We start from the raw sequence: 13,606 nt of genomic DNA on the forward strand, positions 1-13,606 counted from the left end.
GTCAATACCGTATAAAGGGCTTTGTATTAAATTAATTTATATTTCATTGAAATATTTAAAAAATTATCTTTTTATAGGCTGTGGATAATATTTTGAGGCCGTCTGAAAAGATACTTTTCGGCTGTTCAGACGGCCTCAACTGCCGGAAGGTGAGGCCGTCTGAAAATCGCTAAGGTAAAGAGTGGTTTGATGTATAATCCGTTCCTTGTTTTTAACCATTACCGATATTTTATTTTTCAGACGGCCTGATTTAAAAGGCCGTCTGAAAACCGCAGGAAAGAGCAAAAATGACTAAAAAACGTGTTTTAACCGGAGTAACCACCACCGGCATTCCGCACTTGGGCAACTACGTCGGCGCTATCCGTCCCGCGATTGCGGCCTCGCATGCGCCGGATACCGAATCTTTCCTGTTTCTCGCCGATTACCACGGCATCATTAAATGTCATGATCCCGAGATGATTCACGAATCCACCCAAGCTGTTGCCGCCACTTGGCTGGCTTGCGGTTTAGACCCCGAAAAAACCACGTTTTACCGCCAGAGCGACATTCCCGAAATCATGGAATTGAACTGGATTCTGACCTGCATCACTGCCAAGGGTCTGATGAACCGCGCCCATGCCTATAAAGCGGCGGTGCAGGAAAATCTGGATAAAGGGCAGGAAGATCAAGACCATCAAATCGAGATGGGCTTGTACAGCTACCCGATTCTGATGACCGCCGACATTTTGATGTTTAACGCGCAAGAAGTGCCGGTGGGCCGCGATCAAATCCAACACGTTGAAATGGCGCGCGATATTGCCGGCCGTTTCAACCACCGTTTTAAAGAAGTGTTTACGCTGCCTGAAGTGAAAATCGACGAAAACGTCGAGTTGCTGGTGGGCTTGGACGGCCGTAAGATGAGTAAGAGCTACGGCAACACCATTCCGCTGTGGGAAAACGATAAGAAAACCCAAAAATCGGTCAACAAAATCATCACCAACTTAAAAGAGCCGGGCGAACCGAAACAGCCCGACGAAAGCCCGCTGTTTGAGATTTACAAAGCCTTTGCCACCCCCGCCGAAACCGCCGAGTTCACGCAAATGCTGGCCGAAGGCTTGGCGTGGGGCGAAGCCAAAAAAATGCTCGCTGCGAAAATCAACGCCGAATTGGCCGAACCGCGCGAACGCTACAACGCCTTAACCGCCAACCCTGCGCAAATCGAAGACATTTTGCAGGCCGGTGCGCAAAAAGCCCGCAAACAGGCCCGCGTGTTGCTTGATCAAGTGCGCGATGCCGTGGGAATACGGGCTTTGAAGTAGAATAAGAAAGTCGAGAGGCCGTCTGAAAAAAGTTCAGACGGCCTTTATAATGGAATCGGGTATGATGCCGCTGTCGTTACTTCGGCGATTTTTTGCAGCAGGAGCAGAAAAGAGATTTATTTGATAATGCCGCGTGCTTTCAGCAATGCGCTTTTGAAGTCTTCTTCATAATCTTTTTGCAAACCGGGAATAGGAGCCAGCTTATCTTTGCCGGCCATTTTCAGATGGTAGATGATGATTTCGTCGGAAAGCTCGGTAAGCGGTTTGTCAAAACCCGCTTCGTCGGCAATTTTTTGCAGAATTTGCATTAAATGCATTTCAGGGTCTTGTTTCCAATACTGTTCGAGCAGCTCCAACAGTTCACGCAGGCGGTGTGAGCGCATAAGGCTTCCTTTTCTTTGATATATCGATAAAAATGTTTGAATATACGGTTGGCAGTTTAAAGAATTTGCTGATGAATTTCAAAGACAGCCGACTACATTTTCAGACGGCCTCATTTTAATAGAGAGGCCGTCTGAAAAAATGTTTTGCTATAATCTGCCGCATCAGCGTTATTTGATTCGGAAATATCATGAATACGTGGCATGAGGCCATCGGCGCAGAAAAACAGCAGCCGTATTTTCAACATATCATTCAAAGCGTGAAGCAGGAGCGCGCATCCGGCCGGATTATTTATCCGCCTGCTTCCGATGTGTTCAATGCGTTTAAAGCGACTGAGTTCGACCAAGTTAAAGTGGTGATTTTGGGGCAAGACCCTTACCACGGTGCGGGGCAGGCGCACGGGTTGGCGTTTTCGGTGCGGCCGGACATTGCGATTCCGCCGTCGTTGGTGAACATCTATAAAGAATTAGCGAACGATATTGCCGGTTTTCAGATTCCGCGCCACGGTTGCCTGCAACATTGGGCGGAGCAGGGTGTGCTGCTGCTGAATACGGTGCTGACCGTGCGTGCAGGGCAGGCGCATTCGCATGCTTCTTTGGGGTGGGAACAGTTTACCGACCGCGTGATTGCGCAGTTAAACGGGCACCGAGAGCATATCGTGTTTCTTTTGTGGGGCAGCCATGCGCAGAAAAAAGGTGCGTTTATCGACCGCAGCCGCCATCTTGTGCTGACTTCGCCGCATCCTTCGCCTTTGTCGGCACACCGCGGCTTTTTCGGTTGCCGCCATTTCTCGCAAGCCAACCGTTATTTGCAAGAGCATGGCGAAACGCCAATAGACTGGCAGGTATAGCCAAAACGGATGAGGCCGTCTGAACGTTTCAGACGGCCTCGATGCGGCATGATGAAGCCGTTGATATGATAAGGAAAGTTCATGAACATTTTGTTTATCGCCGACCCGATGGCGACTTTTAAAACTTATAAAGACACCACTTATGCAATGATGCGCGAAATGGCCATGCGCGGTTGGCGTTTGTCGCACACCTTGAGCAGCGAATTGGCGGTAAAAAACGGCGTGGTAACGGCTCAGGCTGCGGCGTTTGAATTCGGCGGTGCGAAAAAAGATTATGATAAACAATGGTTTAAAGCCGCCGATAAAGTTCAGACGGCCTTAAAAGACTTTGATGCCGTGATTATGCGTACCGACCCGCCGTTTGACATGCAATATCTCTACGCCACCCAGTTGCTCACATTGGCCGGGCAGCAAGGCGCGAAAGTATTTAACAGCGGGCAGGCCATGCGCGATTTCAACGAGAAGCTGGCGATTCTGAATTTCAGCCGCTTTACCTCGCCCACTTTGGTATCGACCCGCTCCGCCGATGTGCGCGCGTTTCTGAAAGAGCATGGCGACATCATCGTGAAGCCGCTCGACGGCATGGGCGGAATGGGCATTTTCCGTCTGACCGAAACCGACCCCAATATCGGCAGCATTCTCGAAACCCTGATGCAGATGGATACGCGCACGATTATGGCGCAGCGTTATATTCCCGAAATCGTGCACGGCGACAAACGCGTGCTGGTTATCGGCGGCGAAGTGGTGCCGTTTGCCTTGGCGCGGATTCCGCAGCAGGGCGAAACGCGCGGCAATCTGGCTGCCGGCGGGCGCGGTGTGGCGCAGGAACTGTCCGCCCGCGACCGCGAAATCGCCGAAACCCTTGCGCCCGAGTTGAAACGCCGCGGCATTTTGCTGGCCGGTTTGGACGTGATCGGCGACTATCTGACCGAAGTGAATGTAACCAGCCCCACCGGTTTTCAGGAAATCATGAAGCAGAAGGGCTTCGATGTGGCCGCTATGTTTGCCGATGCCGTGGCCGAATGGTCTGAGGCCGTCTGAAAACATGGAGCATAAGCCGAAAACTTATGCTGCTTCTATGAAAGGCGGCCGTGGAATCAAACGCATCATCAAGGCATTGGGCTATTCCGCCGACGGCGTGCGTTCGGCTTGCGAAGAGCAGGGGTTTAGACAGCTTTTGTGGATTCATGCCGCTTTGTTCGCCGGGCTGTTTTTTGCAGACTTTACCTTGCCCGTTAAAATGATATTGGTGCTGGTGTCGGTGATGTCTATCGTGGTCGAATTGATTAATACCGGTTTGGAAGCCGCCGTCGACCATACTTCCGAAGAAAAGCACGTGCTGGCTAAAAAGGCCAAAGATGTCGGCTCGGCGGCGCAATATATTACATTGGCGACATTGGCCGTTTTGTGGGTGATGGCTTTAACAGGATAAACAATCATGTCAAATGAAGAATATGCGCGAAAACTTAAAGGCAAAAGCGGAGTCAAACGCATCATCAACGCCGCCGGTTATTCCAAAGACGGCCTGCGCGCAGCCTATCGGCACGAGAGTGCATTCCGCCAATTGATATGGCTGAACGGTATCTTGCTGGTGTTGGTTTTTGTTTTGGATTTCGGCCCTGCAACCCGCATGATGCTTATCATCGGTTCGTTTTTGTCGCTGATTGTGGAGTTGTTCAATACCGCCATCGAAGCAGCGGTGGACCACACTTCCACCGCCCGCCACGAGCTGGCCAAACGGGCTAAAGATGCCGGTTCGGCGGCTCAGATGCTGGCTTTGGCTTTGTTGGCCGTTCTGTGGTTTATGGCACTTTGGCGCGAATATGGATTGAATCTTTTTTAATATAAATCAAACGCCTAAGCGGTTTTTTGCCGTATAACGGCATTGTTTTCCCACACCTACAATAAAAGGAGTAAAGCATGAAAAAACTATTAAGTGCATTGGTACTTGCCGGCTTGTGCCAAACCGCATTTGCCGCGGATATAGACGTAGACGATGTTTGGGCGCGCGCTACTGTGGAGGGCATGGCCATGAGCGGTGCGTTTATGGACATTAAAAACGAAACCAAAAGCGACGATGCTTTAGTGGGAGCCACCAGCCCCGTGTCCGACCGCGTTGAAATACATACCCACATCAACGACAAAGGCGTGATGCGGATGCGCGAAGTAAAAGGCGGCATTCCGTTGCCCAAAGGTAAAGAAACCAAGCTGCAACCGGGTGGATACCATGTGATGTTTATGGGTTTGAAAGCGCCGCTGAAAGAAGGCGATAAGTTTCCGCTCACTCTGAAATTTAAAAAAGCCAAACCTAAAACCGTGGAAGTGGAAGTGAAAACCGCACCGAAAAATGCGGGGCACGATCACCACCACGATCATGATCATCACAAACATAGCCACTGATTAAGCTGTATAAACCGAAGAGGCCGTCTGAAAAGTTTTTCAGACGGCCTCTTCGGTTGCCATGCGGATTATTTGCCCGCTTTGATTTCCTGCCATTGGCGAATCATATATTTTAAAGTTTCCGGTTCTATCGGCACCATGATAAAGCTGTTTTCCAAATCTTCATCGGTGGGGAAAATCGTATTGTCGTTGCGGTATTGGGCTTCCATCAAATCTTTGGCGGGCACGCTGGACGGGGCAAAAGTAACGAAATTGCCGTTGCGCGCGGCCACTTCCGGTTTCAGGAAGTCGTCGATATAGCGGTGTGCGTTCAGCACGTTTTTCGCGTCTTTCGGAATGGTAAACGAGTCCACCCAAATGCCCACGCCTTCTTTGGGCATCATCACTCTGATTTTTTCTTTGCCGCCCGCTTCTTGGGCGCGGCGTTTGGCGATATTCAGGTTGCCACCGAAGCCGATGGCCACGCAGGTATCGCCGCGGGCCATGTCGTCGGTAAAGCTGGACGAGGTAAAGCGTTTGATGTTCGGGCGGTTTTGCTTCAATAATTCGGTGGCGGCATCCAAATCTTCGGGATTGCTGCTGTTGGGATTTTTACCCAAATAGTTCAAAACCATCGGATAAACTTCGGCGGCGCTGTCGAGATAACTGATGCCGCATTTTTTCAGTTTGGCGGTGTAGACGGGATTGAATACCAAATCCCATTGGTTGTCGGGCAGTTTATCGGTGCCCAAGGCTTTTTTCACGCGTTCGGTATTGATGGCGAAAGTGTTGGTGCCCCAAAAAAACGGCACGGCGTATTCGTTGCCGGGGTCTACGCTTTCCATCAGTTTCATTAATTTGGGATTGAGATGTTTGTAGTTGCTAATCAGGCTTTTATCGAGTTTTTGGTATGCGCCCGATTGGATTTGGCGGCCTACGAAAGTATTCGAGGGGGCTACGATGTCGTAACCGGATTTTCCGGTTAATACTTTGGCTTCCAGTGTTTCGTCGCTGTCGTATTCGTCGTAAGTGATTTTAACGTTATTGTTTTTTTCAAAATCGGCAAGAGTGGCAGGGTCTACATATTCAATCCAGTTGTAGATTTTCAATTCGCGGGTTTCAGGAAGGGAGTCGGCTTGTGCTGCATTCGGAGGCTGGGTTTCAGCCCTACCGCCGCAACCGCTTAACGCCAGTACGATAAGACCCAACAAAGATAAATATCTGTTCATTATATTTCCTTTGGTTGTTGACTTGAAAAATGAAAGCCGTCTTGATTATAGAGCAGAGCCAGCATTTACGATAGTTTCAACGGGGAGAAAGATGTTATCGATATTGAGACTGATATGAACGGGGCCGTCTGAAAACGTTCCGAAAAAAAGCACTGCAAACATTGTAAAACAATAGCCGCGGCATGCTGCCGGACAGTAGGCGATAAAGGAAAACTGCTGTAATATGTGCAAGATTTTATTTTAACTTTTTCAGACGGCCAGAAGTGCTTGGAAAGGCCGTCTGAAACATTCTAACTTAATATAGAAAATATTATGAAAACCAACGAATTACGCCAAAAATTTCTCAAATTCTTCGAAAGTAAAGGACACCAAATCGTCCGCTCCTCATCACTCGTGCCACACGACGACCCCACCCTGCTCTTCACCAACGCAGGCATGAACCAATTTAAAGACGTATTCCTAGGCTTCGACAAACGCCCCTACAACCGCGCCACCACCGCACAAAAATGCGTACGCGCAGGCGGCAAACACAACGACTTGGAAAACGTAGGCTACACCGCCCGCCACCACACCTTCTTTGAAATGATGGGCAACTTCTCATTCGGCGACTACTTCAAACGCGATGCCATCCATTTCGCTTGGGAATTCCTCACTTCTCCCGAATGGCTGAACCTGCCCAAAGAAAAACTCTTGGCCACCGTTTACGCCGAAGACGACGAAGCGTACAACATCTGGCAAAACGAAATCGGCATGCCGTCTGAAAAAATCATACGCATCGGCGACAACAAAGGCGAACGCTACGCCAGCGACAACTTCTGGCAAATGGGCGACACCGGCCCCTGCGGCCCCTGCACCGAAATTTTCTACGACCACGGCGACCACATCTGGGGCGGCCCTCCGGGAAGCCCCGAAGAAGACGGCGACCGCTTTATCGAAATTTGGAACTGCGTATTCATGCAGTTCAACCGCGACGAACAAGGCAATATGAACCCGCTGCCCAAGCCGAGCGTAGATACCGGTATGGGCTTGGAGCGCATGGCCGCCGTGATGCAGCATGTGAACAGTAACTACGAAATCGACCTGTTCGGCAACCTGCTCAAAGCCGCCGCCCGCGAAACCGGCACCGAATTCAGCATGGAAGTGCCCAGTCTGAAAGTGATTGCCGACCACATCCGCGCCTGCTCGTTCCTGATTGCCGACGGCGTGTTGCCAAGCAACGAAGGCCGTGGCTATGTGTTGCGCCGCATCATCCGCCGCGCCGTGCGCCACGGCTACAAACTCGGCCAAAAAGGCGCTTTTTTCCACAAACTCGTGCCCGATTTGGTGGCCGAAATGGGCGAAGCCTATCCCGAATTGAAAGAGAAGCAAGAAGCCATCACCGAAGCCTTGCGCCATGAAGAGGCTCGCTTTGGTGAGACTTTAGAAAAAGGTATGGAATTATTAGAAAAAGCTATTCCTTTTCAATTGGTCTATGATTTATTACCAATTTATGAACAAGGTAACGCTCAAGAAGGGATTGCATTAACTTCAACAGGTAATACACCTTTTAAAGCTTTAGCACATGTTAAATCAGATGGCCAAGAATGTATTGTCATTCCTTCATCAGATGCCAATAATTTAGTTGGTGCTAGTTACATTACTTTAACTGATTGGAATGAAAAATTATCAGATAAAGGGACTCGCATTGCTCAATGGTGTAGGCCTTTAAATAACTGGGCTGCTTCTCAGGGAGTTACTCCAAAATTAAGTGGTAAGTTAATCTTCAAACTCTACGATACCTACGGTTTCCCCTACGACCTTACCGCCGACATCTGCCGTGAGCGCAATATCGACATGGACGAAGCCGGTTTCGAGCGCGAAATGGAAGCCCAACGCGCCCGCGCTCGCGCCGCGCAAAGTTTCAAAGCCGACACCCAGCTTGCCTACGACGGTCAAGACACCGAGTTCAAAGGCTATACCGAGCGCAAAACCGAAGCCAAAATCCTCGCCCTTTATAAAGACAGCGAACCCGTAAACGAATTGAACGAAGGCGAAACCGGTGCCGTTGTGCTGGACAACACCCCGTTCTATGCCGAAAGCGGCGGTCAAGTCGGCGATGTCGGCTTGATTAAAGCAGGCAGCAACGTATTTGAAGTGCGCGACACCCAAAAAATCAAAGCCGCCGTATTCGGTCAATTCGGCGTCGTATCATCAGGCCGTCTGAAAGTGGGCGACACCGTTACCGCCGAAATCGACAACGATATCCGCGATGCCAACATGCGCAACCACAGTGCCACCCACCTGATGCACCAAGCCTTACGCGAAGTGCTCGGCAACCATGTCGAACAAAAAGGCTCGCTCGTTACCGCCCAATCCACCCGCTTCGACATTTCCCATCCGCAGCCCGTTACCGCCGAAGAAATCGCCGAAGTGGAGCGCCGCGTAAACGCCGCAATTTTGGCCAACGCAGAAGTAAGCGCCTGCATGATGAGCATGGAAGACGCACAAAAAACAGGCGCAATGATGCTTTTCGGCGAAAAATACGGCGACGAAGTGCGCGTACTGAAAATGGGCGATTTCTCCACCGAATTGTGCGGTGGCACCCACGTTAAACGCACCGGCGACATCGGCCTCTTCAAAATCATTTCCGAAGGCGGCATCGCAGCAGGCGTGCGCCGCGTCGAAGCCATCACCGGCCTGAACGCCCTGCAATGGGCGCAAAACCAAGAGCGTTTGATTAAAGACATCATCGCCGAAGTAAAAGCCCAAACCGAGCGCGACGTATTGGCCAAAATCCAAGCCAACGCCGCCCAAACCAAAGTGTTGGAAAAAGATTTGGCCAAAGCCAAAGCCGAGCTTGCCGTACACGCAGGAGCCAAACTTTTGGATAACGCCAAAAACGTAGGCGAAGCCAAACTCGTGGTGGCCCAAATCGAAGCCGACGCAGCCGCCTTGCGCGAAATCGTTACCGACCTTACCGGCAAATCCGATAAAGCCATCGTACTGCTTGCCGCCGTAAACGATGGCAAAGTTTCCCTGTGTGCAGGCGTTTCCAAACCGTTAACCGCCAAAGTAAAAGCAGGCGACTTAGTGAAATTTGTTGCCGAGCAAGTAGGCGGCAAAGGCGGCGGACGGCCGGACTTGGCACAGGCCGGTGGTACGGATGCCGCTAAATTGCCCGATGCTTTGAATAGCGTCAATGATTGGGTTGGCGGTAAATTAATTTAGATAATATTGAAACGCTACCTAAATGAATTTTTTAGGTGGCGTTATTTTTGGGAATAAAATGAAAAAAATGCTTTTTTTTACTATTAGTTATTTCAAATTTTGCCCAGGCTGATACAACTAGCATTTTTGAAGTAACAAACTTTCAAATTGAAACATCACCTAAAATAGAATATCTAAGAAAACAACAAGAACAATTTCAAACACAAATCGTAAAACAACAGGAAAGATTAGAAGCAAAGATCGAAGACTTTCAAAACATTCAAAAAGACATTGATATCAAGTTAGCTGAATTAAAAGCCAGTGATAGAGTTGTAACTTGGGGAGGCTGGATAATGTCTTTGTTGTCGCTAATAGTTGCTGTAGGTAGTATCGTTTTTCCATCCTTGATTTATCGTAAGAATGAAAAACTTACCAATAAAGTAAATGAAGAAATTAATAATTGGGAAGGAAAGCGAAGAGAACTCACTCAAGAACATCAAAGAGAATTAAATTCGTTAAGATCTAAGTTACAAGAATTCGAAACTAAATTTGATCAGTTTCTCTATTCTTCAAAGCAAACCATTTCTGAAATAAGCAAAGAAATTCTTCACAGAAATAATTTGCTTGGTATCGCTCAAAACTATGAAATATTAAATAAAAAAGAATCTGATGATGTTCGTAAAGATGCTCAACAGTTAGCACAGCTAGCTTCCCAACAAAATTCTATTGAACTTTTTTATCAGGCAGCAACATTAGCTTCTTCATCTAAAAACTATGGAGACGCTTTAGCGTGGTTTAATCAAGCACTTTTATTAATTAACCAGCAGATTCATTCTAAAGAAGAAACTATTAACATCAATGCCTCAATACTTTTAGCTAAAGGTTTAGTTTTATATCAACTTAACCTTTATGAAGAAGCTATCAAAGTATATGACGAAGTAATTTTAAATTTTAATAAAAATCCTCTGCCTGAAATACAAGAGGCGGTTGCTTCAGCAATGTTACATAAAGGAATAGCATTAGATCGTTTGAACCAGAATGAAGAAGCAATTAAAGTGTATGACGAATTAATTTTAAATTTTAATAAAAATCTTCTACCAGAAATACAAGAAACTATTGTCAGCGCTATGATAAATAAAGGTTTAATATTGCATGATCTTGGTCAAAATGAGGAAGCTATTGAAATTTTTGATAAGTTAATTTTTCTTTTACAAAATGGTGAATTACCTCTTGATTTGAAATTATTGGCAAAATCAATGGTTAACAAAGTACTCGCCTTGGCGAGCCTTAATCGTAATAAAGAGGCTATTAAAGTTTGTGATGAATTACTTATGCAATTTGATAATGATAATTATCCTACTTTACAAGATGAAATTTCTTTAGCAATGTTAAATAAAGGTGTGAGTTTACATAATCTAAATAATTACGAAGAAGCCATTAATATTTATGATGAAGTAATTCAGCGCTTTAGCAATAATAATCTTCCCGATATACAGGACACAATCGCATTAGCAATGTTGAATAAAGGTGAAAGTTTATACAAAATTAAATATTATGACAACGCACTAAATACTTATAATGAATTAATTTCTCGTTTTAAAGATGACACTTCACCTGAGATCAAGAAAAAAGTTGAAATGGCAGAGTCAAGAAAGAAGTTAATTAAATTGTAATTCCAATCGGATATGAACCTTGCTCTAGATATTTATATAGTTTGCAAATGCATCTTAGCAACGCAATCAATCTCAAACATCAAAAAATTACTATAATTAAAGGCCGTCTGAAATTTTTCAGACGGCCTCTTTATTATCAAGCTGCGCTATCAACGGTTATCGTCGTTGTCCCGATCATCGTCTCTGTCGCTGCTTCTGTCTTTCCGGTCTTCGTCGCGGTCGTTATCACGGTCGCCGCTATCGTCGCGGTGGTCGCGGTCATCTCGGCGGTCGTCGTTGTCTTGCTCGTACTGCCGATTGTGTTCGCGGCGGTCGGAATCGTTGTCGCCGAGGCCGCATGCGTTGAGGCTGAGGGCGGCGGCGAGGCTGAGCAGTAATAGTTTGATGCTTTGTTTCATCTTTCTTCCTTTCCATATGAAGTTGTTTGTCGGTATTTCTCGGATAGAAGCGTTTTGCGGGTGATGCGGCAAAACGGGCGTTCTATGTTTTAGATGTGATAGAGGCCGTCTGAAAAGGTTTCAATCGGCGGGTGCGGGCATATCGAGCGGCTTTTAAATGGGTTAGAATAACGGCTTTTTACTGCGCCTTAATGTTATGAATATCTTATCTGTCGAAAATGCTTCTTTTGCCGTCGGCCATGTGGCTCTTTTGGATAAAACGTCTTTCCAGCTCGACAGCGGTGAAAAAATCGGCCTGATCGGGCGCAATGGGGCGGGGAAGTCTTCGTTTTTGAAGATTCTGGCGGGGGTGCAGAAGCTCGACGACGGGCAGGTAATTATTCAGAATAATCTGAAAATCGTGTATGTGCCGCAGGAATCGTTTTTCGATTCGGCCGCTTCGGTGTTTGATGTGGTGGCCGAGGGCTTGGGGGAGATGCGCGATTTGCTGCGCTGCTACCATCAGGTAAGCTATTTGCTCGAAGGCGGGCAGAACGACGGATTGCTGAAAGAGTTAAACGAGTTGCAGCTTGCGATCGAGGCGCAAAACGGTTGGCAGACGGATGCGGCGGTAAAGCAGACTTTAAGCCAGCTCGGTTTGCCTGAGCATGAGCTTATCGGCAATCTTTCGGGCGGCCAGAAGAAGCGGGTGGCGTTGGCGCAGGCATGGGTGCAGAAGCCCGATGTGCTGCTGCTGGACGAGCCGACCAACCATTTGGATATTGATGCGATTATTTGGCTGGAGGGTTTGCTCAAGCAGTTTGACGGCAGTTTGGTGGTGATTACCCACGACCGCCGTTTTCTCGACAATATCGCCAGCCGCATTGTGGAATTGGATCGCGGCGTGTTGCGTTCTTATCCGGGTTCGTTTTCCAAATACAGCGAGAAAAAGGCGCAGGAATTGGCGGTTGAGGCGGAGCATAACCGTTTGTTTGATAAGTTTCACGCGCAGGAAGAGGCGTGGATACGCAAGGGCATCGAAGCGCGCCGCACCCGCAACGAGGGCCGTGTGAAACGTCTTGAAGAGTTGCGCCGCCAGCGTGCGGAACGCCGCAATGTGCAGGGGCAGGTAAATTTCAAGCTCGACAGCGGCGAGAAAAGCGGGCGCATTATCGCCGAGTTGGAACATGCTTCGTTTCAATACGGCGATAAGGTGATTATGGATAAGTTTTCCACGGTGATTCAGCGCGGCGACAAAATCGGCTTGATCGGCCCCAACGGTATCGGCAAAACCACGTTTTTGAAGCTGATTTTGGGCGAACTGCAACCTACGTTCGGCAAAATCCGTTTGGGCAGCAAGCAGGAAGTGGCTTATTTCGACCAGTTCCGCAGCGCGTTAAACGAAAACGACACGGTGTTTTATACGCTGGGGCAGGGCAACGATTATGTGGAAGTGGGCGGCAAGCGCAAGCATGTGATGAGTTATCTGGAAGATTTCCTCTTCCACCCCGCCCGTGCGCAAAGTCCGGTTTCGTCGCTTTCCGGCGGCGAGCGCAACCGCCTGCTGCTGGCCAAGCTGTTTACCCGCCCAGCCAATATTCTGGTGCTCGACGAGCCGACCAACGATTTGGATATCGACACTCAAGAGCTGCTGGAAGATTTGCTGCGCGATTATCAGGGCACGGTGTTTCTGGTGAGCCACGACCGTATGTTTCTCGATAATGTGATTACGCAGAGCATTGTTTTTGAAGGAGGAGGCCGTCTGAAAGAATACATCGGCGGCTATCAGGACTATATCGACGCAAAAGAGCGCGAGGAAAAAATCCAAACCGCCGCCGCGCCGAAAACGGTTCAGGCCGAGCCGGAAAAAGCCAAGCCGAAAGCCAATCGCACAGTAAAACTCTCGTATAAGGAACAGCGCGAATTGGATGCGCTCCCCGACGAACTGGCCGCGCTTGAAGCCGAGCAGGGCGAGTTGAACAACCGCCTTTCCGACCCGGAAATTTTCAAAGATTACCAAGAAGCCGCCAAATTGCAGACGCGTGCCGAGGAAATCGAAATGCTGCTGTTGGAAAAGCTGGAACGTTGGGAACAACTGGAAGCGAAGCAAAAAGGAATTGAGTAATGCGGAGGCCGTCTGAACAAGCCGTTTCAGACGGCCTTTTGTATCGGCAGGCTCCGATGAACGGCAAGCCCTTGCGCTGTGGCAAAACTTCTTTTGCAGAGTTTATCT

The 13,606-nt window shown here is 48.3% G+C and carries 12 protein-coding genes; 9 read left to right on the plus strand and 3 right to left on the minus strand.

The annotated features are described in order from the left end of the window. Window positions 1-287 precede the first annotated feature (287 nt). Entirely contained in the window at window positions 288-1,298 is a 1,011-nt protein-coding gene (gene trpS / locus Q0X97_RS02035; RefSeq protein ID WP_302065746.1) for a tryptophan--tRNA ligase, read from the plus strand. Window positions 1,299-1,414: 116 nt separating this feature from the next. On the opposite strand, the gene Q0X97_RS02040 is transcribed toward trpS, so the two are convergent. Continuing rightward, complete coding sequence (locus Q0X97_RS02040) at window positions 1,415-1,681, minus strand: DUF1040 family protein (protein ID WP_302065745.1); 267 nt, start codon at window positions 1,679-1,681, stop codon at window positions 1,415-1,417. A gap of 188 nt (window positions 1,682-1,869) precedes the next feature. Between Q0X97_RS02040 and ung the strand changes: the two genes are divergently transcribed. The 5 genes from ung (at window position 1,870) to Q0X97_RS02065 (ending at window position 4,929) form a co-directional block, all read left to right on the plus strand. Beyond that, complete coding sequence (gene ung / locus Q0X97_RS02045) at window positions 1,870-2,529, plus strand: uracil-DNA glycosylase (RefSeq protein ID WP_302065744.1); 660 nt, start codon at window positions 1,870-1,872, stop codon at window positions 2,527-2,529. Window positions 2,530-2,610: 81 nt separating this feature from the next. Then, complete coding sequence (gene gshB / locus Q0X97_RS02050; RefSeq protein ID WP_302065743.1) at window positions 2,611-3,570, plus strand: glutathione synthase; 960 nt, start codon at window positions 2,611-2,613, stop codon at window positions 3,568-3,570. Further along, window positions 3,539-3,961: a diacylglycerol kinase gene (locus Q0X97_RS02055; protein WP_302065742.1), complete on the plus strand. Its 423-nt coding sequence runs from the start codon at window positions 3,539-3,541 to the stop codon at window positions 3,959-3,961. Before gshB ends, Q0X97_RS02055 begins: the two co-directional genes overlap by 32 nt. A gap of 6 nt (window positions 3,962-3,967) precedes the next feature. After that, on the plus strand, window positions 3,968-4,372 hold the full coding sequence (locus Q0X97_RS02060) for a diacylglycerol kinase (RefSeq protein WP_302065741.1): 405 nt from the start codon (window positions 3,968-3,970) through the stop codon (window positions 4,370-4,372). Window positions 4,373-4,449: 77 nt separating this feature from the next. Then, complete coding sequence (locus tag Q0X97_RS02065) at window positions 4,450-4,929, plus strand: copper chaperone PCu(A)C (RefSeq protein WP_302065740.1); 480 nt, start codon at window positions 4,450-4,452, stop codon at window positions 4,927-4,929. Between the two features lie 68 nt (window positions 4,930-4,997). On the opposite strand, the gene Q0X97_RS02070 is transcribed toward Q0X97_RS02065, so the two are convergent. After that, the gene (locus Q0X97_RS02070; RefSeq protein ID WP_302065739.1) at window positions 4,998-6,137 is read right to left on the minus strand and encodes a polyamine ABC transporter substrate-binding protein; all 1,140 of its coding nucleotides are present in this window, start codon (window positions 6,135-6,137) and stop codon (window positions 4,998-5,000) included. A gap of 312 nt (window positions 6,138-6,449) precedes the next feature. Here Q0X97_RS02070 and alaS point away from each other — a divergent pair, with 312 nt between their 5' ends. Together alaS and Q0X97_RS02080 are read left to right on the plus strand one after the other, a co-directional pair. After that, window positions 6,450-9,344, plus strand: a complete 2,895-nt coding sequence (alaS, locus tag Q0X97_RS02075) for an alanine--tRNA ligase (RefSeq protein ID WP_302065738.1) — start codon at window positions 6,450-6,452, stop codon at window positions 9,342-9,344. 332 nt (window positions 9,345-9,676) lie between these two features. Then, complete coding sequence (locus tag Q0X97_RS02080; RefSeq protein WP_302065737.1) at window positions 9,677-10,996, plus strand: tetratricopeptide repeat protein; 1,320 nt, start codon at window positions 9,677-9,679, stop codon at window positions 10,994-10,996. 149 nt (window positions 10,997-11,145) lie between these two features. Here Q0X97_RS02080 and Q0X97_RS02085 read toward each other — a convergent pair whose 3' ends face one another. Further along, window positions 11,146-11,394 (minus strand): hypothetical protein, encoded by a 249-nt coding sequence (locus Q0X97_RS02085; RefSeq protein WP_302065736.1) that lies wholly within the window; start codon window positions 11,392-11,394, stop codon window positions 11,146-11,148. A gap of 196 nt (window positions 11,395-11,590) precedes the next feature. Between Q0X97_RS02085 and Q0X97_RS02090 the strand changes: the two genes are divergently transcribed. Beyond that, complete coding sequence (locus Q0X97_RS02090) at window positions 11,591-13,498, plus strand: ATP-binding cassette domain-containing protein (RefSeq protein WP_302065735.1); 1,908 nt, start codon at window positions 11,591-11,593, stop codon at window positions 13,496-13,498. Window positions 13,499-13,606: the final 108 nt, after the last annotated feature.

Origin of the sequence: Neisseria sp. MVDL19-042950 (genome assembly GCF_030504625.1) — a bacterium.
GTDB lineage: Bacteria > Pseudomonadota > Gammaproteobacteria > Burkholderiales > Neisseriaceae > Neisseria.